The 23,124-nt window shown below is 58.0% G+C and carries 22 protein-coding genes and 1 pseudogene; 9 read left to right on the plus strand and 14 right to left on the minus strand.

The window, feature by feature from the left end:
• Window positions 1-8: 8 nt before the first annotated feature.
• On the plus strand, window positions 9-800 hold the full coding sequence (locus RT657_RS00880; protein WP_313651649.1) for an inositol monophosphatase family protein: 792 nt from the start codon (window positions 9-11) through the stop codon (window positions 798-800).
• 1 nt (window position 801) lies between these two features.
• On the opposite strand, the gene RT657_RS00885 is transcribed toward RT657_RS00880, so the two are convergent.
• The gene (locus RT657_RS00885; protein ID WP_313651651.1) at window positions 802-1,263 is read right to left on the minus strand and encodes a GNAT family N-acetyltransferase; all 462 of its coding nucleotides are present in this window, start codon (window positions 1,261-1,263) and stop codon (window positions 802-804) included.
• A 184-nt stretch (window positions 1,264-1,447) separates the two neighbouring features.
• On the opposite strand from RT657_RS00885, the gene hipB reads away from it, so the two are divergent.
• From hipB to RT657_RS00905, 4 genes are all read left to right on the plus strand, one after another.
• Entirely contained in the window at window positions 1,448-1,696 is a 249-nt protein-coding gene (hipB, locus tag RT657_RS00890) for a type II toxin-antitoxin system antitoxin HipB (protein WP_313651654.1), read from the plus strand.
• A complete protein-coding gene (locus RT657_RS00895; RefSeq protein WP_313651657.1) occupies window positions 1,696-3,009 on the plus strand; it encodes a type II toxin-antitoxin system HipA family toxin in 1,314 nt (437 codons plus the stop codon). Before hipB ends, RT657_RS00895 begins: the two co-directional genes overlap by 1 nt.
• 115 nt (window positions 3,010-3,124) lie before the next feature.
• Window positions 3,125-3,331 carry a type II toxin-antitoxin system MqsA family antitoxin gene (locus RT657_RS00900; RefSeq protein ID WP_313651660.1) on the plus strand — a complete coding sequence of 69 codons (207 nt, stop codon included), beginning with the start codon at window positions 3,125-3,127 and terminating at the stop codon, window positions 3,329-3,331.
• Window positions 3,332-3,730: 399 nt separating this feature from the next.
• The gene (locus RT657_RS00905) at window positions 3,731-5,776 is read left to right on the plus strand and encodes an FUSC family protein (RefSeq protein WP_313651662.1); all 2,046 of its coding nucleotides are present in this window, start codon (window positions 3,731-3,733) and stop codon (window positions 5,774-5,776) included.
• 272 nt (window positions 5,777-6,048) lie between these two features.
• On the opposite strand, the gene RT657_RS00910 is transcribed toward RT657_RS00905, so the two are convergent.
• The 4 genes from RT657_RS00910 to RT657_RS00925 all read right to left on the minus strand — a co-directional run bounded on the left by RT657_RS00910 (window position 6,049) and on the right by RT657_RS00925 (window position 10,939).
• Window positions 6,049-6,384, minus strand: coding sequence for a gamma-glutamylcyclotransferase family protein (locus tag RT657_RS00910; RefSeq protein ID WP_313651664.1), 336 nt, complete (start codon window positions 6,382-6,384; stop codon window positions 6,049-6,051).
• Window positions 6,385-7,480: 1,096 nt separating this feature from the next.
• On the minus strand, window positions 7,481-8,818 hold the full coding sequence (locus RT657_RS00915; protein WP_313651666.1) for a cytochrome c: 1,338 nt from the start codon (window positions 8,816-8,818) through the stop codon (window positions 7,481-7,483).
• A complete protein-coding gene (locus tag RT657_RS00920; protein WP_313651668.1) occupies window positions 8,811-10,415 on the minus strand; it encodes a GMC family oxidoreductase in 1,605 nt (534 codons plus the stop codon). The genes RT657_RS00915 and RT657_RS00920 overlap by 8 nt, the downstream gene beginning before the upstream one ends.
• A gap of 20 nt (window positions 10,416-10,435) precedes the next feature.
• Window positions 10,436-10,939 carry a sugar dehydrogenase complex small subunit gene (locus RT657_RS00925; protein WP_313651670.1) on the minus strand — a complete coding sequence of 168 codons (504 nt, stop codon included), beginning with the start codon at window positions 10,937-10,939 and terminating at the stop codon, window positions 10,436-10,438.
• Window positions 10,940-11,896: 957 nt separating this feature from the next.
• On the opposite strand from RT657_RS00925, the gene uraH reads away from it, so the two are divergent.
• Window positions 11,897-12,319 carry a hydroxyisourate hydrolase gene (uraH, locus tag RT657_RS00930; protein ID WP_313651672.1) on the plus strand — a complete coding sequence of 141 codons (423 nt, stop codon included), beginning with the start codon at window positions 11,897-11,899 and terminating at the stop codon, window positions 12,317-12,319.
• 18 nt (window positions 12,320-12,337) lie between these two features.
• On the opposite strand, the pseudogene RT657_RS00935 reads toward uraH, so the two are convergent.
• Window positions 12,338-12,673, minus strand: a pseudogene (locus RT657_RS00935) (LysR substrate-binding domain-containing protein); the annotation flags it as partial.
• Between the two features lie 155 nt (window positions 12,674-12,828).
• Between RT657_RS00935 and RT657_RS00940 the strand changes: the two are divergent.
• Window positions 12,829-13,929, plus strand: coding sequence for an NADH:flavin oxidoreductase/NADH oxidase (locus RT657_RS00940; RefSeq protein ID WP_313651673.1), 1,101 nt, complete (start codon window positions 12,829-12,831; stop codon window positions 13,927-13,929).
• A gap of 49 nt (window positions 13,930-13,978) precedes the next feature.
• On the opposite strand, the gene RT657_RS00945 is transcribed toward RT657_RS00940, so the two are convergent.
• Entirely contained in the window at window positions 13,979-14,563 is a 585-nt protein-coding gene (locus RT657_RS00945) for an NUDIX domain-containing protein (RefSeq protein ID WP_313651674.1), read from the minus strand.
• An 83-nt stretch (window positions 14,564-14,646) separates the two neighbouring features.
• Between RT657_RS00945 and RT657_RS00950 the strand changes: the two genes are divergently transcribed.
• Window positions 14,647-15,396: a DeoR/GlpR family DNA-binding transcription regulator gene (locus tag RT657_RS00950; RefSeq protein WP_313652675.1), complete on the plus strand. Its 750-nt coding sequence runs from the start codon at window positions 14,647-14,649 to the stop codon at window positions 15,394-15,396.
• Here the strand turns inward: RT657_RS00950 and RT657_RS00955 are convergent.
• Window positions 15,389-15,907, minus strand: coding sequence for a glutamate racemase (locus RT657_RS00955; protein WP_313652676.1), 519 nt, complete (start codon window positions 15,905-15,907; stop codon window positions 15,389-15,391). The two genes, RT657_RS00950 and RT657_RS00955, sit on opposite strands and share 8 nt — an antisense overlap.
• 118 nt (window positions 15,908-16,025) lie before the next feature.
• A complete protein-coding gene (locus RT657_RS00960; RefSeq protein WP_313651675.1) occupies window positions 16,026-16,427 on the minus strand; it encodes a VOC family protein in 402 nt (133 codons plus the stop codon).
• Window positions 16,428-16,714: 287 nt separating this feature from the next.
• Here RT657_RS00960 and RT657_RS00965 point away from each other — a divergent pair, with 287 nt between their 5' ends.
• Entirely contained in the window at window positions 16,715-17,746 is a 1,032-nt protein-coding gene (locus RT657_RS00965; protein ID WP_313651677.1) for an NADP-dependent oxidoreductase, read from the plus strand.
• A 44-nt stretch (window positions 17,747-17,790) separates the two neighbouring features.
• Here RT657_RS00965 and RT657_RS00970 read toward each other — a convergent pair whose 3' ends face one another.
• Genes RT657_RS00970 through RT657_RS00990 form a run of 5 tightly spaced genes read right to left on the minus strand, consistent with a single transcriptional unit; the run spans window position 17,791 to window position 23,074 of the window.
• Complete coding sequence (locus tag RT657_RS00970; RefSeq protein WP_313651680.1) at window positions 17,791-18,651, minus strand: PfkB family carbohydrate kinase; 861 nt, start codon at window positions 18,649-18,651, stop codon at window positions 17,791-17,793.
• 2 nt (window positions 18,652-18,653) lie between these two features.
• Window positions 18,654-19,511: a MurR/RpiR family transcriptional regulator gene (locus RT657_RS00975; RefSeq protein WP_313651683.1), complete on the minus strand. Its 858-nt coding sequence runs from the start codon at window positions 19,509-19,511 to the stop codon at window positions 18,654-18,656.
• Entirely contained in the window at window positions 19,511-20,482 is a 972-nt protein-coding gene (locus tag RT657_RS00980) for an ABC transporter permease (RefSeq protein WP_313651685.1), read from the minus strand. Before RT657_RS00980 ends, RT657_RS00975 begins: the two co-directional genes overlap by 1 nt.
• A gap of 32 nt (window positions 20,483-20,514) precedes the next feature.
• A complete protein-coding gene (locus tag RT657_RS00985) occupies window positions 20,515-22,017 on the minus strand; it encodes a sugar ABC transporter ATP-binding protein (RefSeq protein WP_313651688.1) in 1,503 nt (500 codons plus the stop codon).
• A 16-nt stretch (window positions 22,018-22,033) separates the two neighbouring features.
• On the minus strand, window positions 22,034-23,074 hold the full coding sequence (locus tag RT657_RS00990; RefSeq protein ID WP_313651691.1) for a substrate-binding domain-containing protein: 1,041 nt from the start codon (window positions 23,072-23,074) through the stop codon (window positions 22,034-22,036).
• Between the last annotated feature and the right edge of the window lie 50 nt (window positions 23,075-23,124).

The raw sequence follows: 23,124 nt of genomic DNA on the forward strand, positions 1-23,124 counted from the left end.
GAGCTCTTATGCAAACGCACGAAATCATGACCCGCCTGGCTTTAGCTGAAGCTGTAGCGCGTGAAGGGGGCGCGACCGCCTTATCCTGGTTTCATCGCCGGGAGACGCTGGTGGTTGAGACGAAGTATGACCTGCAGGACGTTGTTTCCATTGCTGACCGTGACGTGGAGCAGCTGATCGCCAGCCGCATCCGCGAGGCTTTTCCCGCGGATGGTTTTCTGGGCGAGGAGTCGGGCCTGCAGCCCGGGCAATCTGACTATACATGGGTGGTCGATCCTATCGATGGCACCAGTCCGTTTCTCAACGGGATGCCGAGCTGGTGTGTGTCGGTGGCAGTGCTGCGCGGCGGGGAGCCGGTCATTGGCGTGATCTTCGCGCCCACCTATCAGGAGTGTTATGTGGCGGCGCAGGGGCAGGGTGCCACGCTCAACGGACGCCCGCTGGTCGTCGACCCTTCCCGGACGCTGCAGAATCACGTCACCGGTTTTGGTGCCAACAGTCATGTGACGCCGCAGCAGGTGGGCGAGATCGTGGCGGCGCTGCTGACGGCGGGCGGTAACTTTATCCGGATTGGTTCGGGGGCGCTGATGCTTGCCTGGGTCGCGGCGGGTCGGGTGGTCGGCTATTACGAACCTTACATGCACGCCTGGGACTGCCTGGCGGGATATTGCCTGGTGAAAGAGGCGGGCGGCTGGGTCCACCCGTTTAATACAGAGGGCGACCGCCTCACCCGAGGCGCACAGGTACTGGCTGTGGCACCGGGTGCGGAAGCCGATCTGCGCCGTATCGCTGGCCTCTGACCTACTGTGACACTGTCACGCTGGCGGACTGACCCTCAGCGTGATCCAGCGTTTTCGTCAGATAGTGGCGCTGCATACCGTCATGCGGAAAGTCAGGCAGTGACATCTGCAGCGCATAGCCCTGTTTCTGATAAAACGGCAGGGCCTGAAAACTGAAGGTATCGACCAGCGCAAACCGCGAGCCCATTCTTACCGCTTCCTGCTCCGCCGCAGTGATCAGCGCGCTGCCCACGCCGTGACTTCGTAGCGTTTCATCTACCCAGAGATAATCGATACAGAGCCAGTTGCCTTTTCGTGATGCAATCAGGCCACCGCGCAGTGTTCCCAGCCGATCATGGCAGGCGACCGCCAGGGGTCCCCAGTTATCACGCTGGATAAAGGTCTGGTTATAGTCGCCCAGGCCGGCGAGCAGGGCGGCCCGATCGCCGTCATTCATCTGATGGATAAAGGTAAATTCCTGCATCCTGTTCCTCTTTCATCCGTTAGTGAACCCTCCGGCTTATCCGTCAAAAGGGATAAATCGCGCATTATCCCCCGCAAGGTATAATTTTGCATTTATCCTCTTTCGGGGATAAAATAATCTTTATACCCTTTAAGGGATAAATGATTGCGCTATGCTTACCGTCTGCTTTCCGGAGGAGTGTTCCATGATATACAGCCCGCTTCAGCTGGCAAACCGGCTGAAACTGATCCGCCAGCGTAATGGCTGGACCCAGAGTGAACTGGCAAAGAAGGTCGGCCTGAAACAGGCCACCATCTCTCACTTCGAAAATGCACCTGACAACACCTCACTGGCCACGCTGTTTAAACTGTTACAGTCGCTGGAACTGAGTCTGGACGTGCAGGAAAAAGCGGCGGCAGCAACGCCACAGGTCGACGATGAGGATGCGTGGTGATGCAGCGGCTGATAGCGTGGATGAACGGCGAGCGGGTGGGCGTACTGACCCGACAGCGCAACGGCGCACATGAGTTTCAGTATGACACCGGCTGGCTGAGTAACCCGCTCTCAAGGCCGCTGTCACTCTCGATGCCGCTGCAGGTAAGGGCGATCACCTCTCACGCCGTGATCAATTTCTTCGATAACCTGCTGCCGGACAGCCCGCTGATCCGCGACAGAATTGTGGCACGTTACCAGATCAGGTCACGCCAGCCGTTCGATCTGCTGCAGGAGATAGGCCGGGACAGCGTGGGGGCGACCATGCTGTTGCCGCCCGATATGCCGTTGCCCATGCTGCACGCCCGCTATGAGGTGCTGGATGAAGCCCGCCTCGAAAGCGTGCTGTCGGCCTATCAGTCAGAGATTCCGCTGGGAATGCTGCGTGAAGAGACTGATTTCCGTATTTCGGTGGCCGGGGCGCAGGAGAAGACTGCGCTGCTGCTGACCGAAGAGGGCTGGAGTATTCCGGCCGGCGCGACGCCCACATCGCACATCATTAAGCTGCCGATTGGGGAGATTAAACAGCCTGCTGCGACGCTGGATATGCGCGAAAGCGTGGAGAATGAGTACCTCTGTCTGGCTCTGGCCCGCGCACTCGGTATCGATGTGCCTCAGGCCACCATGATCCGCGCTGGCAGGATGCGTGCGCTGGCCGTTGAACGGTTTGATCGCCGCTGGTCACGCGATAAAACCCGTCTTATTCGCCTGCCGCAGGAAGATTTCTGTCAGGCGCTGGGCCTGCCGTCGTCGGCCAAATATGAGTCGGACGGCGGCCCGGGGATTGCGGAGATCATGCAGATCCTGATGGGGTCGAGCAACGCCATTGAGGATCGCTACCGGTTTATGCAGTTTCAGGTGTTTCAGTGGCTGATAGGTGCAACCGATGGTCACGCAAAGAATTTTTCCCTGTTCATTGAGCGCGGCGGCAGCTATCGCCTGACGCCCTTTTATGATCTGATTTCCGCCTATCCGGTGCTGGGCGGCACCGGTCTGAACAAGCGCGCCCTGAAGCTGGCGATGGGGTTGCGCGCCAGCCGGGGAAAGAAAACGGAGATCGACAAAATCTTTCCGCGTCATTTCATGGCCACGGCCAGAAGTGTCAGTTTCGACACGGATGCCCTGCAGCAAATTTTCGACTTCTTTGTCCGGGCTTTTCCCCAGGCGGTTGTGGCGGTACGCGATGCGCTGCCATCCGGTTTTCCGCAGCATATCGCCGACGCTATTTTCAGTCACTCACTGATTATGCTGGAGCGGTTACGACATCAGGCATAGCGGACGGTCAAAGCGGGGGCGCAGGCATGGGCCCATTCTGAAAGCGTCGACCGCTGACCGTGGCTCAGCCGCTGTCGTCTATCCTTAGCAGACAGGGTCAACAAAGGAGTCAGCGATGAAATGTCCGGGATGTGAAGGAGAAGCGTTTGTTTACGCTACGCGTGATGTCAGCCTGAATACGGGGAACCCGGCGGATGTCGTGCCGGATGTGAAGGGCGATCACTGTATCCGCTGCGGGGCGGTTATCATGACCGCCGGAACGGCTGAGCAGTATCCGGAAAAGGCTGAAGCGCTGGAAAATGGAGGCGTGCCGGTCAGATAAGTGAGCTTACCGTCAGTGAGCTTTTTTACGCGTCCGTCAGGCGTTATCAGCCTGTGCGGTTCTGCGGTAGCGTTCCGGCAAAAAAAGCCTGCACAAGGCAGGCAAAATCGTATTGCAGATAAGTCATCTTTTGAGTACAGCATGCCGTTGCGGTGTGCGGGTGGCAACATACACGACCAACCTTAAGATTAGCCTGGGAACATCTGGCAGACAGACACTAGGCGGGAAGCCAATCGGGAAGAAGGGCAAAGGCACACTTTTTTCACGCCATGCGCGACCGTGTCCGCAGCAGGAGCATGCGGTAAAGCTGGTAATAATTTGTAAAATTTAACTGAGAGTAAAACACGGGCGCATCTGTCAGGATACGCGCCTCAGAAAGCTTCTGGCTGCCCTCATTCGATGAAATGGTTTACCAAAAACGCGTTTTTGTTTGCCTGCAAAACCTCCCTTGCCGCCTTTATCGCACTCTCTGTCGCACTGCTCCTTAACTTTGAAAAACCGGCCTGGGCGCTGACCACCGTCTTCGTCACCTCGCAGCTTTATGCCGCCTCGACCATCTCAAAATCCGTGTTTCGCCTGATGGGCACACTGCTGGGCGGCATCTTTATTCTGCTGATCTATCCTGAAACGGTGCAGTCGCCGATGCTGTTCAGCCTGTGCGTGTCGCTATGGGTGACTCTTTGCCTCTGGCTTTCTCTGCACGACCGTACGCCTAAAAGCTATATCTTTATGCTGGCGGGTTACAGTGCGGCCATTATGGGCTTTCCTGATGTCGATACGCCGTCAGCCATCATCAATACGGTGATTTCACGGATCGAAGAGATCACGCTGGGGATCCTCTGCAGTACGCTGATTCACCGGCTGGTGTTTCCGGTTTCGATGCACCATCTGCTGGGGCAGAGCGTCAATCTCTGGTTCCTGAACGCCCGCCGATTGTGCGATGAACTGATCAGCGGAATGGCCAGGAACAAATCGCTGGAGCGGGAAGATATCCTGATTCAGATGGCCGGCTATCCGCTGAACGTGGAAACACTGCTGACCCACTGTGTCTATGAGGGCGAGGCCGCCAGAAACGTTATCCGTCTGGTCAGCGTGCAGTATCAGCATCTGACTTATCTGCTTCCCACCCTGACCGCCATTGAATCGCGGCTGGGCGTGCTGGCTGAGCTGAATATCCGTTTTCCGCCGTGCGTCACCGATCTCTTTCAGCAGTTTCTCTTGTGGCTGCATCACGACCGGGTTAACGATATTCACGGGCTGCGTGAAGCGATTGCGGATGGTCAGGAGACGCTGGAACAGGCGTGGCGGGCAGGGCAGCTGGCAACTGAAGAGAGTCTGCTGCTGATAGGACTGCTGGAACGGATGGCGAACTTTGTGCGTATTGCCGATGCCTATGAGAACGTCAGCGCGCGCGCCGGGGATCTCTACAGTCACGGCGACGGCTCCGCGATTTGCAATATTCGTGAGCACCGGCATATTGATAAAGGGCTGTTGCGGCTGTCGGCGCTGACGGCTTTTCTCGCGACCTTTCTTTCCAGCCTGTTCTGGATTGGCAGCGGCTGGGCTGACGGCGCGAATGCTCCCCTGATGGCGGCGATCGTCAGCTCGTTTTTCGCGGGTGTCGACTCCCCGGTAGCGCCGATGAAGCTGTTTGTGAAAGGGGTGATGATTGCGCTGGTGGTCAGTCTGTTTTATATCGCGTTTCTGATCCCGCAGGCTAATACGCTGCAGGCGCTGATGATCTGTCTGCTGCCGGGGCTGATGCTGCTGAGTCTGCTTATCGCCAATCCGGCTACCAACCTGATTGGGCTGAGCGTCGCGATTCAGATCCCCGGTTTTATCGGGCTGAGCCATCACTATGTACCGAACCTGATTGTGACGCTCAACGCGGCCATCTCCTCGATGACAGGAATTCTGTTTGCGGTGGTGCTGACGGCGCTGATCCGCAATAAGCGGCCTTCATGGATTGCCCGACGCGCGGTGCAGCGGGGGCTGCGTGATCTGCTGGGCTTTACCAAAATGGTGGAGCGCAACGCCGCCACGCTGCTGGCACGCCAGCAATTTATTGCGCGGATGCTCGACAGGGTAAACATCATCCTGCCGCGTAAACGGCTCGATCCGGTACCGGATATCGTCGTGGGAGGGTATCTGATAACTGAAACCTGGCTGGGCGCTAACTGCTATGACTACTATGCCCGTTATCGTGAGGTGCTGGAGAGCCACGGTATCGACAGCGGGCAGATGTTTCATGAGCTGGCGCTCTATCTGAAGCGAAAGATGAAAACGCTGCAGCTGGCGCCGCATCAGGATTTGCTGGTGGAGCTGGACCTGCTGCTGCTCCGGCTGGAGAGCATTGCCCGGCAGGAGCGTGCGGCGGTTGCGCCGCTGATTCATCTGTTTAACATTCGCGTGTCACTGTTTCCGCATCAGCGCTGGCCAGCGTAGGCGCTGGTGGCCGTGCCAGTTGCCAGGCTGAATAAAACAGGTTTTTTAGTTACATCATACATTAGATCTGATCTTATAAACCTGTCTGGCATTGTGCCTGTATAAAAAAGTCTTACAGGAAAAAGGGCTGACAGAGAGGGAAAATCAGGAAAGGCATTATACCTGTTTAAAATCATTACCTTGCACTATTTAACGCTTCATATACTGATACGGCGTCGCCCGCCTTAAACATTTTAAGAGCAGGGCGCGCGCACTTAGTTAGGGTGCAATGATCAGGCCCTGACCGGTGGCTGAAGCTGATAAACCCAGGCGGTTAGCTGCTGGTTTTTGTCCGTCTGCACGCGAACCTGTACGCGGTCATAGCCATCTTCGAAGGCATCCAGCATCGGCCAGTGCGCTTCAAGCTGGTCAGAGATAAACAGATAGCCGGGCACGTCGGGGCCGTTTTCGTCCAGGATGATACCGGGGAAATCGGCCGCCGCGCCCCAGCCACGCGGGTAATACGTGCCATTCACTGAACCGGCCAGCCATTCGCCGCCAATTTTTTCCAGGATATAGGCGTTCTCGCGGCCCGGGCAGAGCGTGCCATAGACAAATAAGCGTTTCATTTTCTCTCATTAAGCAAACCCACAGAGCCAGCAACTTTAACGTGCCTGAAATCGGATGTCATGCGGCCGCCGGTATTTTCCATTCAGGACCGAAAATAGGGGGGGCTGAAATGGCGCGTTCTGATCAATTCCGGGGCCAGTGGGCCAGACAATTGCCTCAGAATTCACGTAGCGTTGTCATTTTTCGTGTGTACGCTGTGTAATCCAGAGCAGGATTAGGGGCTGGCACGGGCGGGCGGCGAGCGGAACCGTAACTGGCGTTTATGATAATCAGCAGCTGCAACGTAATTAAATCGGACGTGCGCGCATGTCAGCGCCTCAGATTCAGCGCGGGAACGCCTGCAAGTCTGCATAGCAGCAGACATCGGCAGAGACACGTAAGCGGGAAGAGATCTGCACAGTTTTTTCTTCATCCGCAGAACTCGCGGCAACCGAAAATGTGCATGTAGGCTGAGCGCGTTCAGCATCGCAGGCCGTAACAGAATACGCATCGTTAAAAGTGGGCAGTATCAGTGCATTCGGCAAAAGAGATCGTCACAGAATGCGCGCCAGTGAATTAGCGCGCTTAGCAACGGAAACCTAAACAGAATAAGTGCCGTTGAAAGCACGAGTCAGTTGAATCAGTGCGTCCGACACAGCAGACGTATCAGCGGGAAAGAGAGCATGAAGAATCTGTCAGAACAGTGGCGGCGGACTGACGCGTCGCGTAAAACAGAAAATCAGAAGCCCAACGGGATCATGGGATAAACTGCGAGGCTATCGTCGAAGGTGGGCCGAAGTGAGGACCGGATTGGCAGTCAGGGTCAAAAGGCCGTTTCAGTGAAATGAAGCAGTTCAGCGATGCCCGGCCATCATAACCTTTAATAGCGCATAATGTATATTATGTTAAATAAGGTATTAAGGTGCGTTATTGGGTCCCGGCTTATCCTGCTCTGCTGTTCCCTGCCGTGTCGTTCACTGTCTCTCTGCATTGTCGAATCGATAACGGCGTCAGCAGCCATCATCCTGAATCCGCCATCTCCACAGTCAGGTTTTAACGAACGCAGTCCGGCCGATAAATAAAATCCCCGCGACAATCGCCTGCGGGGATTTCAACTCAGACTTTTGCTGCGCGTTTCTTGCGGATTCGGAACAGTATCAGCATTAGCGCAACCACCGCTGCACCCATGCCGAAGCGTGCTAAGAGTTTCAGCGGCGACGTGTCACCGCCAGCGCGCAGCGCATTAACTCTCTCCGGCGTGATTTGTACCTGACTGTGACCCATATCCTGCATCACGTAGTTGGTCACGGCGGCGATCTGTTCGTCGTTCAGTGAACCGGCAAATCCAATCATGCCCTGACCTTTTTCCGGCCAGATACCCGCCAGAATGGCCATCGCCACGTTATCCGCCACAGGTTTATTCAGCACGGGATGATTCTGCAGTGCCGGCAGCCCGTTCTGACCCTGGCCCGATAAGTTATGACAGGACGCACAGTTATCCCGATAGATCTGTTCACCCTGGCTGAGCGTCGCCAGCGTCTGTGGCAGATCGTCACCCGCGACCGGCTGCAATCCCCTCATCTCCGGGGTTTTAGTGACGGTAGCATCGGCGGGCAGCAGATAAGTGGCGATCGCCTGACGATCTTCCGCTGTCATGCGCGAGAAACTTTTGTCGATCGCTTCCCGCATCGGACCGCCTGCCGTGGCGCCGTTGGCCGCATGACCGGTCAACAGATACTCAGCCAGCATCTGTTGTGTCCAGTATGGTTTTGCCTGCAGGGCCGGTGCCGTAATGTCCGGCGCGTACCAGGTGCCGAGCGAAGCGCCCTTTAGCCAGTTATCCTGCTGTTCCGCCATCAGCAGATTGCGTGGGGTATGACAGGTGCTGCAGTGCGCCAGCCCCTGAACCAGATAGGCACCGCGGTTCCAGGCCGCACTCTGCGTGGGATCGGGCTGATAAACCCTGTCGTCGGTGAACAGCAGATCCCAGACCGCCATGCTGATGCGCAGATTAAATGGAAACGGCAGCGCCGTCTGTGGCGGCCGCTCATCCACCGGTTTGACGCCCTGCATAAAGTAGGCGTAAAGCGCCGAGACATCTTCATCGGTGAGTCTGGCGTAGGCGGTATACGGCATCGCGGGATAGAGACGGCTGCCGTCGGCCCGGATCCCTTTCCGCAGCGCTGCCGCGAACTCTGCTTCCGTATAGTCGCCGATACCGGCCTGTTTCGACGGCGTGATATTGGTGCTGAAGATAGTGCCGAGCGGACTGACAATGGCGTGGCCGCCGCTGAAAGGCGCTTTGCCCTCCTCCGTATGGCAGGCGCCGCAGTCGCCCGCTATCGCCAGATACTCACCGCGCCGGATCAGTTCATTCTGATCGGCCGACTGCGCCTGGGCCGGGGCGGCCAGTAACGCGCCCGCAGTCACTAAAGCGTACCAGAACTTAACCATGTCGGGTCTCCTGCAGAATCCTGTCTGCCGTGCGCAGCGCCAGTGCCATCGCCGTCAGCGTGACATTGCAGGTGCCGACCGTTGGCATGACGCCGGTTCCGACCATAAACAGGTTCTGATGATCGTGCGCCCGCCCCCATTCATCAGTCACGCTGGTCGCCGGATCGCGGCCCATCGAGAGTGTGCCGGTAATATGCTGACGGTTAGAGAATTTACCGGTTTTGCTGTGCCGGATATTGGTCGCACCCAGCCGTTTCGCGATGGCGTCGTAACACTCCCGCGTTCTGGCCGTGCCTCTGACCACGTAATCATCAATATTCCAGTAAAGCGACGGCGTCGGCAGACCCAGCGCATCTTTGTTGTCGCTCAGGGTGACGCGGTTATCGGGATCGGGTAACTGCTCCAGCGCATTTTTAATGCTGAGACGCCGGGCCGCGCGGAAGCGGATTTCGTCCTGCAGTTTTTTCCCGAAGTAGCCCTCTGCCAGCACCTCTTTGGTGACCGCAGCGACCTGCGACGCGTTAGAAATATCGATGCGGAACGGCGAATGCTCCCGCCGGAAATCACCATCGCGGAACTGACCTATCGAGCACGGGCTGACCGGCCCGCGGCCAGGCCAGATCTCCTCATCGACATCAAAAGTGACGCTTATCGCCGGGTGATCGCAGAGGTTGCGGCCCACGTTGTCACGGGCGTTGGCGATACCCTGCGGGAATGTGTCGCTGGCGGACATCAGCAGCAGCTTCGGCGTTTCGATCGCGTTGGCGGCCAGCACAAAAGTCTCTGCCGTCACCCGATGGCTGACTTTGTTCCAGTCGTAATAGCGGGCCGCCGTGATCCGCCCCTGCGCATCATGCTCCAGCTGATAAACCACGGCTTCGGTGATGACCTGCACCCCGCTCTCTTCTGCCTGCTGCGCCGCGAGTCCGCCGTGATACTGGGCGTCGATCGGGCAAACAGGCATACAGTTATTGTTGCCACAACAGGCAGGACGGCCGTCAAAGCTTCGGCTGTTACGCCCGGTACAGTCATCCAGCACCGTAAAATCAGGCGCCAGCCGCGCCGTCACCCGCTGCTGCAGCCAGGATGCCGGAACGCGCGCCATCGGAAACGGCTTGCTGCGGGGTGAACCGTTGTCCGGTGAGCCGCCGACACCGGCGATCGCCTCGGCCTGGTAGTAATACTCTTCCAGATCCTGGTAGCCGATCGGCCAGTCTTTGCCCACGCCATACAGGCTGTGCTGACGGAAATCGTTAGGCACGAAGCGCCAGAGCTGCGCCGCCCAGTGCCAGCTCGTGCCGCCGAAGATACGAATATATTGCGCGGCAAACGGATGCGGGCCCGCCTGATGCAGATAATCATTGGGCTCCGGCGTGTAACGTGGCTGTGGGGCCAGCGGTGAAAACGGATACGGCGACATAAAGTCCGACTTAAACGCGGAAGCGCGAAACCGCCCGACCAGTTCGTCCCGGCCGACTCTGGGGCCAGACTCCAGCAATAGCACGCGCTTACCGGCTTTAGCCAGCCGTGTCGCCAGTAGCGAACCATTGACACCCGCACCAATAACGACCACGTCGGGGGAGGTTTGTTTATTCATGGATAGTAGAACTCTCTTCGTCAGGGCTGTTTCGCCCAGCTTCCTACAGGACCGTATGCAAAACCGGGCGGCACAACTTTGTCACTGACCAGCTGGCTGGAAAGCGTATTCACATAGGTGACATACAGGGCAGTTTTACCCTTGCCAACAACGCCGGTATACCAGCCACCGAGAATGGCCTTCGCCAGCGCCTCACTGGCGGCATCTTCAGCCGAAAACGTCAGGCGCTCCTGATGCAGCAATCCGGGCTGATTTTGCAGCAGTGTGTTCAGCGCCGCGAGATCACGGGCGAACGTGCTATGGCTCTGGTTCAGCGCCAGCATCAGCGCGTGTGCCACAGCCGGGCTGAGATCGTCCTGCTGAGTCAGCAGTCGTGAAACATGGATGAAATCATCCAGTCCGGTCAGCGGTGCCAGCGGCTGGGCGGCATCGAGCCGCGGCAGTGGCAGCAGATGACCGGAAGCCGTAGCGACAGCGACCAGCCCGATCATCTTCAGCGCGCGGCGGCGCGAATAGTGATTCATAGTGTTGTCCAGTCAATTTCCGCTCGTGTTTCTGCGAGCAGCAAAGTCAATCAAATGCGCCTGCGGTTGCCAGCAATAAAAGAGCAACGCCTTGTCGGTTAAATAAAGCCGCGACAGCGAGACGATGCTGGCTGATTATTTAATTGCGCACCGTTATTTAATTGAGACGCTCCTCGTTATGCGCGCGGCGATTATATTAAACCGTTATTAAACAGCAGCTATACCGCCTCTCAATGTTGCCAGTCGCCCTCTTCTTTCCCCCGTCAACCGGCGCCCGGGATCGCCATTAAGCACCGCACGGCGTTATTCAGATTATCAGGAGGTTAATAATCCGCTTCAATGCGTGGCTTAAAAGCAGACACTGAAATAAAGTGGAAAACCGCAATGATTAATTATCAGAAACAGTACGAAAGTGTTATTGCCATATATTTCGTCTAAGAGAGCGTTATTTCATCGTGAGTGAGTCAGTCATACATTCAGACGCCCGGTGTGCATAAATAAGAATGCCGTAAGGTGGCGATTACGGCCTGAAGAGTGCGTTTTTCGCGTGATACGGCCCGCTTGTCTGCCCCAATGATCTGGAGATTCAGCAGGCAACGATCCACTGCGCTGCCCTGCAGACAGTGATGGCGCTGCGCGCTGATCCGGAGTGGCCGGACGGTTAGCTATATTCATCTGTCCGGCTGGTAAATTATTGACTCAATTCATATAAATCGATGTTAACATCTTACCGCCCCGCTTTTTATAACACGATCGATCAGCCATTCATTTTGCTGATCAGCTTTAAATGCGTGCGCCGGGCTTTGGTATAAAAAGTGTTTTGTATGATGTAACTAAAAGAGGTAACGCTACCTGCTCTCAGAAATTTCACATTTGCCGTCAAAAAATATCGCTTTGCTGTCAGACACTTTACGCTTTCCTCACTGTCACCCAACGAGTCAATAAAAGGAAACATTGATGAAAACGTCTTATGCTCTGATTGCCACCTTACTGATGACCTCTGGCGCATCCGCTATTGCCGCGCAGCCTGCCGCCGCTAAAAACCCCCTGAGCGTCCACGTTCTGAACCTGCAGACCGGCCAGCCCACGGCGGGAATTGAGGTTGAACTGGACCAGAAGCAGCAGGATAACTGGGTGAAACTGGCTTCGGGCGTCACCGATAATAACGGTCGCATCAGCGCCCTCTTCCCGCAGGATAAAATGGCCAGTGCAGGCAGCTACCGCGTCGTGTTTAAAACCGGTGATTTCTACAAAAAGAGCAACCAGAAAACCTTCTTCCCGGAAATCCCGGTGGAGTTCAACATGGACGCAAATGGCGAGCACTACCACATTCCGTTACTGCTGAGCCCCTTCGGCTACTCAACCTATCGCGGTAACTGATCCCGCTTTATCCGGCACTCAGGTGCCGGATTCCCCCTCTCCCGCGACTTTCGCCGGAAAACAGGCCACCAGCCACTCAATAAACACCCGCAGCCGCTGAGTAACATGCCGGTTATGCGGATAGACCAGATGAAACGGATAGCCCGCCGGATGCCACGCCTGCAGGATTTCCACCATGCGGCCCTGCTGCAGAAACGGCGACAGGCAGTAACTAAACGCCTGAATAATTCCCAGCCCAGCCGCCAGATGGCCATGACGCTCATTCACCCCGATGCGATGCGGCGTGACGATCTCCATTTTTTTGCCCTGCCGTTCAAACCAAAACGCAAACGGCCTGCCGGTCTGCGGCGAGAGGTTCCCTCGTTCTTAATGGCTCCCGCCAGAACCCCGCTGCTATGAACACAGGAAAGCGCGTCGTCATAAAATGTCACGTTGCATTCCCCCCGACCCGGCCAATCCCCCGCTATAGTTATTGCCTGTCACATCAGTCATAACACCATGGAGATAACATGAGCCAACTTTTTTCCACCGTCTCGCTGGGCGAACTTACGCTGGATAACCGTATCGTCATTGCGCCGATGTGCCAGTACTCCGCTGAAGCGGGCAGTGCGACCGCCTGGCACCGGATCCATCTTGGCCAGCTCTCCTTTTCCGGCGCGGGCCTGATGATTATTGAAGCCACAGCCGTAGAGGACATTGGCCGCATCTCTCCCGGCGATCTCGGTTTGTGGAATGATGACAACGAGGCTGCGCTGAAAACAGTGCTGGAAGATGTACGTCGCTACTCTTCGATTCCGATCGGTATTCAGCTGGGTCATGCAGGACGCAAAGCATCGTGTGCGGTGCCGTGGGAAGGCGGTAAACAGATAGCTCAGGATGCGGGCGGCTGGCAGACTATCGCGCCGTCTGATCTGAGCTACAGCGCGGATGAGTTCAAACCGGTTGCCATGAGTCGTGACGACCTGGCACGGGTCACTCAGGCCTTTGTCGACAGCGCCCTGCGCGCCGTGCGTCTGGGTTTCCAGCTTATCGAAGTTCACGCCGCGCATGGCTATCTGCTGCATCAGTTTCTGTCGCCGCTGTCGAATCAGCGCAGTGATGAGTATGGCGGCTCGCTGGAGAACCGTATGCGTTTCCCGCTGGAGGTGTTTAAAGCCGTACGCGATGCCGTTCCTGCCTCGGTGCCGGTGGGCGTACGTATCTCTGCCACGGACTGGGTGGAAGGCGGCTGGGAAATTAAGCAGTCGATTGCCTTCTCGCGTGAACTGGAAGCGCTGCAGTGCGCCTATATCCATGTCTCCAGTGGCGGCCTGTCTGAAGACCAGAAAATTGATGTCGGCCCGAATTATCAGGTGCCGTTTGCCCGGGATATCCGTGAGCAGGTGTCAATTCCGGTGATCGCGGTTGGCCTGATCACTGAGCCACAGCAGGCTGAGGATCTGCTGCAACAGGGTGAAGCGGATCTGGTCGCTCTGGCGCGCGGTATTCTTTACGATCCGCGCTGGCCGTGGCACGCCGCCGCCGCGCTGGATGGCAAAGTTCAGGTGCCGCCGCAGTATCTGCGTTCTGAACCGCACGATGTGAAAGGCATCCTGACGCAGGATCAGTAAGCCTTAACGGGCGGGCCGCCTGCACAGCGGTCTGCCCGGTTAAGCGAAATTATAAAATTCCTTTCAGACGCAGATGCTGCAGCAGCATGATAGTTTTGGCATCCACAATCTCCCCCTGATCGATCGCCCGTAACGCCTGGTCGAAATCCAGCTCCAGCACTTCGATATCTTCGCCTTCCTCCTCGATTCCGCCACCCTCACCGCTGCGCTGTCTGTCATCATATTCGGCAATAAAAAAGTAGAGCTTTTCGGTGACGGAGCCGGGGCTCATGAAGGCCTCAAACACTTTCTCTACCCTGGTGACGCGAAAACCGGTCTCCTCTTCCGCCTCGGCCACGATACGGGCTTCCGGTAAAGCGTTATCCAGCAGGCCTGCAGCCGCCTCAATCAGAAAACCGTCATGGCCGTTCAGGAAGACGGGAAAGCGGAACTGTCGGGTCATCACCACGCGGCGGGTATCACGGTTGTAAAGCAGGATCACCGCGCCGTTACCCCGATCGTAGGCTTCACGGCTCTGCTCCTGCCAGCGACCATCGCGGCGCAGCAGCGAAAAAGTATATTTTTTCAGGGTATACCAGTTATCGGACAGTAACTGCTCATGGATAATGCGCACACGTGAGGCGTCTGGCTGCATGGTAATCTCCGGGATGAGTAGACAGCCTTCACGCTATCATGCAGAATCGTGCAAATTCAAGAAAAAACATGCAGGCCCGTTCTATGCTTTCCAGCCAACGTAAACAGACCATTCTCGCCCTGCTCGCGCAGGAAAAGCAGGTGCAGTCACGCGATCTCAGTCAGCGCTTCGGCCTTTCCGAGGACTCTATCCGTCGCGATCTGCGTGAACTGGCGGCCGAGGGATTGCTGCAACGGGTTCATGGCGGCGCGCTGCCGGTTTCCGCTGCACTGGGAACGCTTGAAACGCGCAAAAGCGTGCAGACCGCCTCGAAGCGGGTCATCGCGCAGAAAGCGGTGACGCTGATCCAGCCCGGACAGATTGTGCTGTTCGATGGCGGCACCACCAGCGCCGAACTGGTGAATCATTTGCCCGATACGCTGCGCTTTACGGCCATCACCCACAGCCCCAGCGTGGCGCTGGCGTTAGCCGGCCATCCTCAGGTGGAGATTATTCTGCTGGGCGGCCAGCTCTACCGGCACTCCGTCGTCACCGTGGGGGCCGCGATGCTGGAGTCACTCAGCCGCATCAACGCCGATCTCTTTTTTATGGGAGTAACCGGGGTGCATCAGGCGGCGGGCCTGACGACCGGCAATTTTGAGGAGGCGACGGTTAAGCGGGCCCTGGCAGGCCGCGCCGCAGAAACCGTCGTGCTGGCGTCAGCAGAGAAGCTGAACGCCGCCTCCGCCTTTGCCATTGGCGAGCTGTCGCTGGCGAGCACGCTGGTCACAGAAACCGCGCCGGACGAAGCGCTGAGCCAGGCGCTGCATCAGCAGGGCGTGACAATTATCTGAGATCGTAACAGGCCTGCAGAGCCAGAAACGGCGCGGTAAGCGGGCGTTGCGCGGCAGGAAACTGCTGTGCGACCGGCGTCATCGAGCTTTGCGCCAGCGCCACCGCAACGGCGCCCTGCTGATAAGCCTGCTCCGCCGCTGCGGCAAGCAGCGAGAAATAGCGGGTGATCTCCCCCGCCTTAAACGCGGCCCAGGCCTCCTCCACTAGCACAACCTCAACCTGACCGCCAGGCTGACAGAAGAGCGCCCGCGTCGCCGCCAGGGTGGATTCTGCGGCACAGAGCGCCACCGAGGGGCCTGCATGACGTTGCAGCGCGTTTGCCAGCATCGCATCCGTGCGCATGACGCGATCCTGCAGATGAAAATCGTCGGCGACCGGGCCCAGCGTCGAGCAGGTAATGAGGATGGCATCAAACGACGGCAGCAGCGAGGCGATCAGCTGTGCGAGACGTTGACGTAACGGTGTTGTCATCCCGCCACTGCGCTCCGCTTCCGCCAGCAGTTCCGGCATCACCAGATGGCTCAGCGGTGTCGCGTTCTGCGCCAGGGCCGCCGCGGCCGCATCAAATATCGCAATATTGCTGGCCGCCGTATGTAAGCAAAGAATGTTCAGGGTCTGCTCCGGTTTATCAGGAAGGTTGAGAGAGCCAGGCTGCGTGCTGGATCACCACACGATAACCGTCCCGGTCATTGAATGTCACGCCCTGCCGATCCCAGTAAGGGTTAAACGCAGGCACCCGCCGGAAACCCGCCTCATCCATGCGGGCACAGCGTTCGCGCCACTCCGCGTGACAGGGAAGATAGAGCACCAGCAGGTCGTCCGCGGTGGGTGCTGGCAGAAGCGGATGGCCCGGACAGTGGGTGAATTCCAGATGCCAGCCCAGCCCGTCAGCCCCCAGCATGACACCGCTGAATCCCTGATGACCGGTAAATCCGCCGATATTCTGCAGTCCCAGCCCGTGACACCAGATCCGGCTGCTCAGTGCCAGGTCCGTCACCGGCCGGGCAATACGCAGATGCTGAATCGTCATAACGCGTCTCCTTTAAAAAGACACATCTATCACAGGTTGCTCTCTGCGCCGTGTCACCGGGTGCGGTAACCCTTTTTGCAAGCGGATGTGAATATTTGCTACGAATTATCAGCACCGTGATTTCTCCACAGACGCGCTGCCGCTGCACCCTGTGCGCCCTGCCCGCACAGCAGCGTCAGTGGCTTACCGCTCGTCACGCTAAACGCAATCCCGCCGTGGTCATCTACACTTTCCGGTATTCAAACGGCGATGCTCCGTGCATGGCCCGGCTATAAAAGGAAGAAACGATGACTGAACAAGCAACTCAGAACCACGCCTGGTTACTCGCTTCACGCCCTCAGGGTGAACCGACCAAAGAGAATTTCCGCCATGTGGCGCAGCCCGTGCCGGAAATCAAAGAGGGTGAAGTGCTGCTGAAGACCATCTACCTGTCGCTGGATCCCTATATGCGTGGCCGGATGGATGAGGGTAAATCCTACGCCGCGCCCGCCGAGCTGGATCAGCCGATGGTCGGCGGCACCGTCTGTCAGGTCGCGGCCTCTGAACACAGCGACTTTAAGACCGGTGACTGGGTGCTGTCACAGAGTGGCTGGCAGGAGTATGCCGTCTCCGATGGCAAAGAGATTGCAAAGCTGGGCAATGATTTGCCGCACCCCTCCTGGGCGCTGGGCATTCTCGGGATGCCAGGTTTTACCGCCTACATGGGCCTGATGGAGATCGGCCAGCCCAAAGCCGGTGAAACACTGGTGGTGGCCGCCGCAACCGGCCCGGTCGGTGCCACGGTCGGTCAGCTGGGTAAACAGAAAGGCTGTCGCGTGGTCGGTGTGGCTGGCGGTGAAGAGAAATGCCGTTATGCGGTCGATACGCTGGGCTTTGATGCCTGTATTGATCACCACAGCACCGATTTCGAAGAGCAGCTGAAAAATGCCTGCCCGGACGGTATCGATATCTATTTCGAAAACGTGGGCGGCAAAGTGTTTGACGCGGTTTTCCCGCTGCTTAACACCGCAGCGCGCGTGCCGGTCTGCGGGCTGGTCTCCGCTTACAGCCAGCGTGAGCTGCCGGAAGGCCCTGACAGAACCTCGCTGATCATGGCGGGTATCCTGAAGCGACGCATCCGTATGCAGGGCTTTATTATCTTCCAGGATTACGGCGACCGCTATCCGGAGTTCCTGAAAGCGATGACGCCGCTGGTAGAGAATAAGAAAATCCACTACCGCGAGCACATGATCGAAGGCTTAGAGAATGCACCGCAGGCGTTTATCGATATGCTCAACGGCAAAAACTTCGGCAAGACTGTGGTGAAGGTCGGTACCTGATAACGGTCGCGTGCCGCGTCGGTGGCGTGGCACGCCTGAGATCGTTACTGCGGCGGCCGGGAGACATGTCCGGCGGCCGCACGGTTCGCATCACTGACCGCCTCCGCCAGCGTCGCGCCACCGCTCAGGCGCTGACACAGCACCCCGACAAAACAGTCCCCCGCGCCGTGGGTACTCACCAGCGTCACCTTCTCTGCCGGCAACGTTCGGGTCTCTCCTGATTCACTGTACGCCACCCCATGTTCGCCAGCGGTCACCACCACGCGGGCAAACCGGCTGGCCAGCGCGTCGGCCGCTGCGCGCGCCGAGGGCAGATCCTGCACACTTATCCCGCACATATCGCGCGCCTCAATGGCATTCACCACCAGCAGGTCGATACAGGCTTCAAAGTCCGCCGATAAATCACGGGCGGGCGCGGCATTGACGCAGACCCTAATCCCCCGCTGCCGTGCAGCATGGGCGGCGCAGAGATTGACGGCCTCCGGCACCTCATTCTGCAGCACCAGCAGCGAGACATCCTGCCAGAAGCCGGGCTCTGCAAAGGTCGTCAGCGGGATATGCTGATTGGCATTCGAAACCACCACCGCGCCGTAATCGCCTTCAGCATCGGTAATGGCGACGCTCATCCCGGAGGGCGACGCGGGGATCACGCTGACCGCCGCGCAGTCTACGCCCGCCTGTTGCAGATGATCCCGCAGGAACTGCCCCTGCGCGTCGTCGCCCACGGCGCCGGCAAAACGGACCGCTGCACCCGCGTGCGCAGCCGCAACCGCCTGATTCCCTCCCTTGCCGCCAGACTTATAGCAGCACGCGCTGCCCATTACCGTTTCGCCTTTTTCAGGGCGATGAGGCGCATCCAGCATAATGTCGTAATGAAGACTGCCGGTAACTGCAATTTTGCTCATAGCTAGAATTCCCGCAAATCCTGAACCGCACGCTGGGTTTTCATCAGGTTTTTTTCCGCCCGCTTCAGATCTTTTTTAGCGATAGCGACAAACAGCGCATCCAGGATATTCAGCTGGGCGATGCGTGACGCGGCGTTTTCACCCAGCAGATGCGATCCCTGAGAGGTTGAATTGAGGACCACATGGGCGTTCTGCGCGATCGGGGATTCGGCGTAGTTGGTGATGGCGATAACCTTCGCGCCATTCTTTCCCGCCAGCCGGACCGGATCGTTCACCGCACGTGTGGCGCCCGAATGACTGATAGCGATAACCACATCGTCATCAGATAACACGGCGGCGGACATCAGCATGATATGCGCGTCGTCATAGACGGTCGTTTTGATGCCGATCTTGAGCATCTTGTGCGACAAATCCCGCGCGACGGCGGCGGAACCGCCCACGGCGTAGAGATCGATATGACGCGCTTTAAAGATGATGTCTGCCGCACGATTGAATTCAGAGACATCCAGGATCGATAAGGTCTCTTCGATGGCCTGGATAGAGGTTCTGAACACTTTGGTCAGCAACTGCTCCGACGAATCATCCGGCTCAATTTCCGCATGCAGCCCCGCCACTTCAGACTGGTTGTAGTAGATCAGACCACTTCTGAAGTGTCTGAAGCCGGTGAAGTTAAGCTTTTTGGTTATCTTCACGATCATCGCTTCAGAGACATTATTCTCCTGCGCAATCTCTTTCAGAGAGGAGTGCTCGGTAATGTCGGTGCGGGCCATGATCGCCTCAGCGACCCGCCGTTCTAACGGCGTCAGCTGGGGCAAACGCATGCGAATCTGAGCGCCAATGGCTCGCGGATCTTGCTTCATTATTTGCCTCGGGTCGCCCGGTCAATCAACATCGCTATGATAATAATAAGGCCGGTAGCGAGCAATTGGTAAAAGGCCTGAATATTCAGCAAGGTCAGTCCGTTACGTAACACGCCAAGGATGATCACGCCGATCAGCGTGCCGAAGATGCTGCCCTTGCCGCCCATCAGGGAAGCCCCGCCGATGGCCGCCGCCGCGATAGCATCCAGCTCCCAGAGGTTACCGATGGTCGGCTCCGCCGCGCCAAGACGGCCGATCAGGATCAGCGAGGCGAGCGACGCCAGCAGGCCGGACAGGACATAGACGGTGACCTTGGTGCGCTTCACCGGCACCCCGGCAACCCGCGCCGCCTCTTCATTGCCGCCGATGGCCAGAATATATTCTCCCAGCGGGGTCTTGTTCATCACCGTCCAGAGCAGCAGCGCAATCACCGCTACAATCACAATGGGTGTCGGGATCCCCAGAATGTCGCTGTTGATCAGGCTGCGAAACGTCAGTGGGATCCCGAAGATGGGATTGCCGCCAGTGTAAATCAGCGCAATGGCCCGGAACAGCGAGAGGCCGCCCAGCGTCACGATAAACGGCTGCAGTCCGGCATAGGCAATCAGCGTGCCGCTGAAGAGTCCGCACAGCGCGCCGACCCCCAGCGTTGCAAGGATCGCCAGCGGCACCGGCACGCCGGACGCCATCAGCGTTGCGCCCAGCACCGCCGAGAGCGCCGCCGCCGGGCCGACCGAGAGGTCAATCCCGCCTGAAATGATGACCATCGTCATCCCCAGCGCAATCAGGGCGTTAATGGAGGATTGCTGCAGGATGTTCAGCAGATTGGGCACGGTAAAAAAGACCGGCGACAGAAACGAAAACGTCACCATGATAATAAACAGGCCAATCAGGGTGCCGGCATCGCGCAGATTAAACTTCAGCCGCAGTGCAGGTCGGCTGCGTGGCCTGGTGGAGGTCTGGGTCGTCATAATTATCACCTTAATGAGTGTCAGGACAGCGGTCAGGCGCCTGGGTCGATATCTTTAATGGCATAACGGGCGATGTTCTCTTCGGTAATCGCGCTGCCGGTTAACTCTCTGGTTATTCGTCCCTCGCGCATGACCAGCACCCGGTCGGAGATGCGGATGATCTCCGTCATCTCCGACGACACCACCACAATCGCTTTGCCCGCCTGGGCCAGCTTTTCAATCAGATGATAGATCTCCGACTTGGCCCCGATGTCGATGCCGCGCGTTGGCTCATCAAACAGGAACACCTCTGCATCTGCGGCTACCCAGCGGCCGATGATCACCTTCTGCTGGTTGCCACCGCTCAGCGTGCCGATGGGCTTTTCGATGTCGAGCGGCCGCAGGCGCAGATCGCCCATCACCCGCAGCGCCTCGCGACCCAGCCGGGACTGACTGATCAGGCCCGCCGCCGTGAAGCGATGCATCGACGGCAGGGCCATATTCATCTTCACCGCCCGCGCTTTGATGATGCCCTCTTTTTTCCGATCTTCGGGCACCAGGCCGATGCCGGCCTGAATTGCGGCGCGCACGCTGTAATTCCTGACCGCCCTGCCGTTAACACTCACGGTGCCGCGGGTTCGCCTGTCGATACCGGCGATCAGTTTCAGCAGTTCGGTGCGGCCCGCGCCGACCAGCCCCGCCACGCCCAGCACCTCGCCTGCCCGCACACTGAAACTGGCGGAGACCACCTCACTGCCGCGCGTCAGATCCTCGACCCGCAGCACTTCGCGGTCGCTGACGAACGCCTGATGGTCGGGCTTGTCGATCTTCCGGCCGACCATTCTGGCGACGATACTCTCCTCATCCTCATCGCGGATATTAACCACGCCAACCTGCCTGCCGTCACGCATGATGGTGGCGCGGTCACAGACCCTGAAAATCTCATTCATCTTGTGTGACACGTAGATCAGCGACACCCCGGTCGCCTTGAGATCGCCGATTAACGCCGCCAGCCGGTCAAATTCGCGTGGCGTCAGGCTGGAGGTCGGTTCGTCCATGGCGATGATGCGGGCGTTATCCAGCAGCGCCCGGGCAATCTCTACGATCTGCTGCTGCGACACCTTGAGGTTTCTGATTGGCGTGTCGGGATCGATGGTCGGATCCAGCGTCTTCAGAATCAGGGTGGCGCGTGCCAGCTGCGCTTTTTTATCGACCCACCAGCCCCCGGCGCGGGTCAGCGGGCGGCCCAGAAACATGTTCTGTGCCACAGAGAGCTCAGGCACATGCTGCAGCTCCTGGTGGATCATCGCGATCCCGGCCTGACGGGCGCTGAGCGGCGAGCGGATCTGAACCGGACTGCCGTCGACGCTGATCTCTCCGCTGTCCGCACCGCGCACGCCAGAGAGAATATTCAGCAGCGTTGATTTCCCCGCGCCGTTTTCCCCAATCAGCGCATGCACCTCGCCGGGCCGCACCGAGAAATCGACCTCCTGCAGCGCGGCGGCGTTACCGTAACTTTTGCTGATGCCGCGCATCGTTAAACGAAACTGTTCCATACCCGCTCCCGCTGACTTACTGCTGCGCCAGCAACTGACGCAGCCGGTTGTTGTCTTTGGTAGAGAACGCATCGACGTTCTCTTTGGTGATCAGCGCCTGCGGCGTCGACACTACGCGCGACAGCTTCTGACCGTTGATCAGACGAATCATCACATCCATCGCCACTTCGCCGGTCAGCACCGGAAAACTGTCCACTGTGCCGGTGAGTTCACCGCGCTTAATAGAGGCGTAGGCATCGGAGATCCCGTCGGTGCCGAAGATGGCAACCTGTGACGCTTTATTCTGCGCCCGCACCGCTTCCACCACGCCCAGCGCCATGGTGTCGTTGTTGGCGTAGAAGCCAATCAGGTCGGGATGCTGCTGCAGAATGGTCGATGCGGCGTTGAAGGCCTGCTCACGACTCCAGTTTGCCGGCACGCTGGCAACAATCGTGAACTTACCGGCCGTCGCCAGCGTCTCTTTGAAACCGCGGGTTCGCTGTCCGGCGGCATACACGCCCGGCTGCCCCTCGATTACCGCCACCTTGCCGCCCTGCGGATGATGCTGAATAAACCACTTCGCTACCCGCACGCCATTATCTTTCTGCACGTTACCGACGTAGTAACGCGCATTCGGCATCACGGCATCATTCACGTTCACCACCGGGATCTTTTTGCTGCTGGCACTCTCCAGCGCAGGCTCCAGGTTGATATCGGTCTGAGGCGACACCAGCAGGCCGTTGAAACCCTGCGAGATCAGCGTTTCGGCAATCGACAGCTGACCAAGCTGGTCATCTTCATTGGCCGCCGCCTGATAGGCCAGAGTGAAGCCATACTTTTTCGCCACGTTCTGGTAGCCCTCGCCGAGTGAACGCCAGTATTCATTGGTCAGGGTCTTGGAGACGCCGCCAATCTTCAGCGATTTGTCGACTTTTGGCAGTGCACCATATTTGCTGTCGAGCTGGGTCCAGTCGGTACGATCCGGTTCAGTGTCGGACTGCAGCGGTGCCAGCTCGGCCGCATAGACGGTGCTGCAGAGCAGTGAGGAGGCGATAACAGCGAGCAGGAGTTTTTTCATTTTTATATTCTCAGCATGTTGGGTAGGGTTTTCTTATGTGAGCGGCTGGA

The organism is Pantoea sp., assembly GCF_032114055.1.
GTDB lineage: Bacteria > Pseudomonadota > Gammaproteobacteria > Enterobacterales > Enterobacteriaceae > Pantoea.

Excerpts from the sequence above, each read along its gene's own strand:
- RT657_RS00880 (WP_313651649.1), top strand. The coding sequence starts at position 9 with ATGCAAACGCACGAAATCATGACCCGCCTGGCTTTAGCTGAAGCTGTA.
- RT657_RS00885 (WP_313651651.1), bottom strand. The coding sequence starts at position 1,263 with ATGCAGGAATTTACCTTTATCCATCAGATGAATGACGGCGATCGGGCC.
- hipB (WP_313651654.1), top strand. The coding sequence starts at position 1,448 with ATGATATACAGCCCGCTTCAGCTGGCAAACCGGCTGAAACTGATCCGC.
- RT657_RS00895 (WP_313651657.1), top strand. The coding sequence starts at position 1,696 with ATGCAGCGGCTGATAGCGTGGATGAACGGCGAGCGGGTGGGCGTACTG.
- RT657_RS00900 (WP_313651660.1), top strand. The coding sequence starts at position 3,125 with ATGAAATGTCCGGGATGTGAAGGAGAAGCGTTTGTTTACGCTACGCGT.
- RT657_RS00905 (WP_313651662.1), top strand. The coding sequence starts at position 3,731 with ATGAAATGGTTTACCAAAAACGCGTTTTTGTTTGCCTGCAAAACCTCC.
- RT657_RS00910 (WP_313651664.1), bottom strand. The coding sequence starts at position 6,384 with ATGAAACGCTTATTTGTCTATGGCACGCTCTGCCCGGGCCGCGAGAAC.
- RT657_RS00915 (WP_313651666.1), bottom strand. The coding sequence starts at position 8,818 with ATGGTTAAGTTCTGGTACGCTTTAGTGACTGCGGGCGCGTTACTGGCC.
- RT657_RS00920 (WP_313651668.1), bottom strand. The coding sequence starts at position 10,415 with ATGAATAAACAAACCTCCCCCGACGTGGTCGTTATTGGTGCGGGTGTC.
- RT657_RS00925 (WP_313651670.1), bottom strand. The coding sequence starts at position 10,939 with ATGAATCACTATTCGCGCCGCCGCGCGCTGAAGATGATCGGGCTGGTC.
- uraH (WP_313651672.1), top strand. The coding sequence starts at position 11,897 with ATGAAAACGTCTTATGCTCTGATTGCCACCTTACTGATGACCTCTGGC.
- RT657_RS00940 (WP_313651673.1), top strand. The coding sequence starts at position 12,829 with ATGAGCCAACTTTTTTCCACCGTCTCGCTGGGCGAACTTACGCTGGAT.
- RT657_RS00945 (WP_313651674.1), bottom strand. The coding sequence starts at position 14,563 with ATGCAGCCAGACGCCTCACGTGTGCGCATTATCCATGAGCAGTTACTG.
- RT657_RS00950 (WP_313652675.1), top strand. The coding sequence starts at position 14,647 with ATGCTTTCCAGCCAACGTAAACAGACCATTCTCGCCCTGCTCGCGCAG.
- RT657_RS00955 (WP_313652676.1), bottom strand. The coding sequence starts at position 15,907 with ATGCCGGAACTGCTGGCGGAAGCGGAGCGCAGTGGCGGGATGACAACA.
- RT657_RS00960 (WP_313651675.1), bottom strand. The coding sequence starts at position 16,427 with ATGACGATTCAGCATCTGCGTATTGCCCGGCCGGTGACGGACCTGGCA.
- RT657_RS00965 (WP_313651677.1), top strand. The coding sequence starts at position 16,715 with ATGACTGAACAAGCAACTCAGAACCACGCCTGGTTACTCGCTTCACGC.
- RT657_RS00970 (WP_313651680.1), bottom strand. The coding sequence starts at position 18,651 with ATGAGCAAAATTGCAGTTACCGGCAGTCTTCATTACGACATTATGCTG.
- RT657_RS00975 (WP_313651683.1), bottom strand. The coding sequence starts at position 19,511 with ATGAAGCAAGATCCGCGAGCCATTGGCGCTCAGATTCGCATGCGTTTG.
- RT657_RS00980 (WP_313651685.1), bottom strand. The coding sequence starts at position 20,482 with ATGACGACCCAGACCTCCACCAGGCCACGCAGCCGACCTGCACTGCGG.
- RT657_RS00985 (WP_313651688.1), bottom strand. The coding sequence starts at position 22,017 with ATGGAACAGTTTCGTTTAACGATGCGCGGCATCAGCAAAAGTTACGGT.
- RT657_RS00990 (WP_313651691.1), bottom strand. The coding sequence starts at position 23,074 with ATGAAAAAACTCCTGCTCGCTGTTATCGCCTCCTCACTGCTCTGCAGC.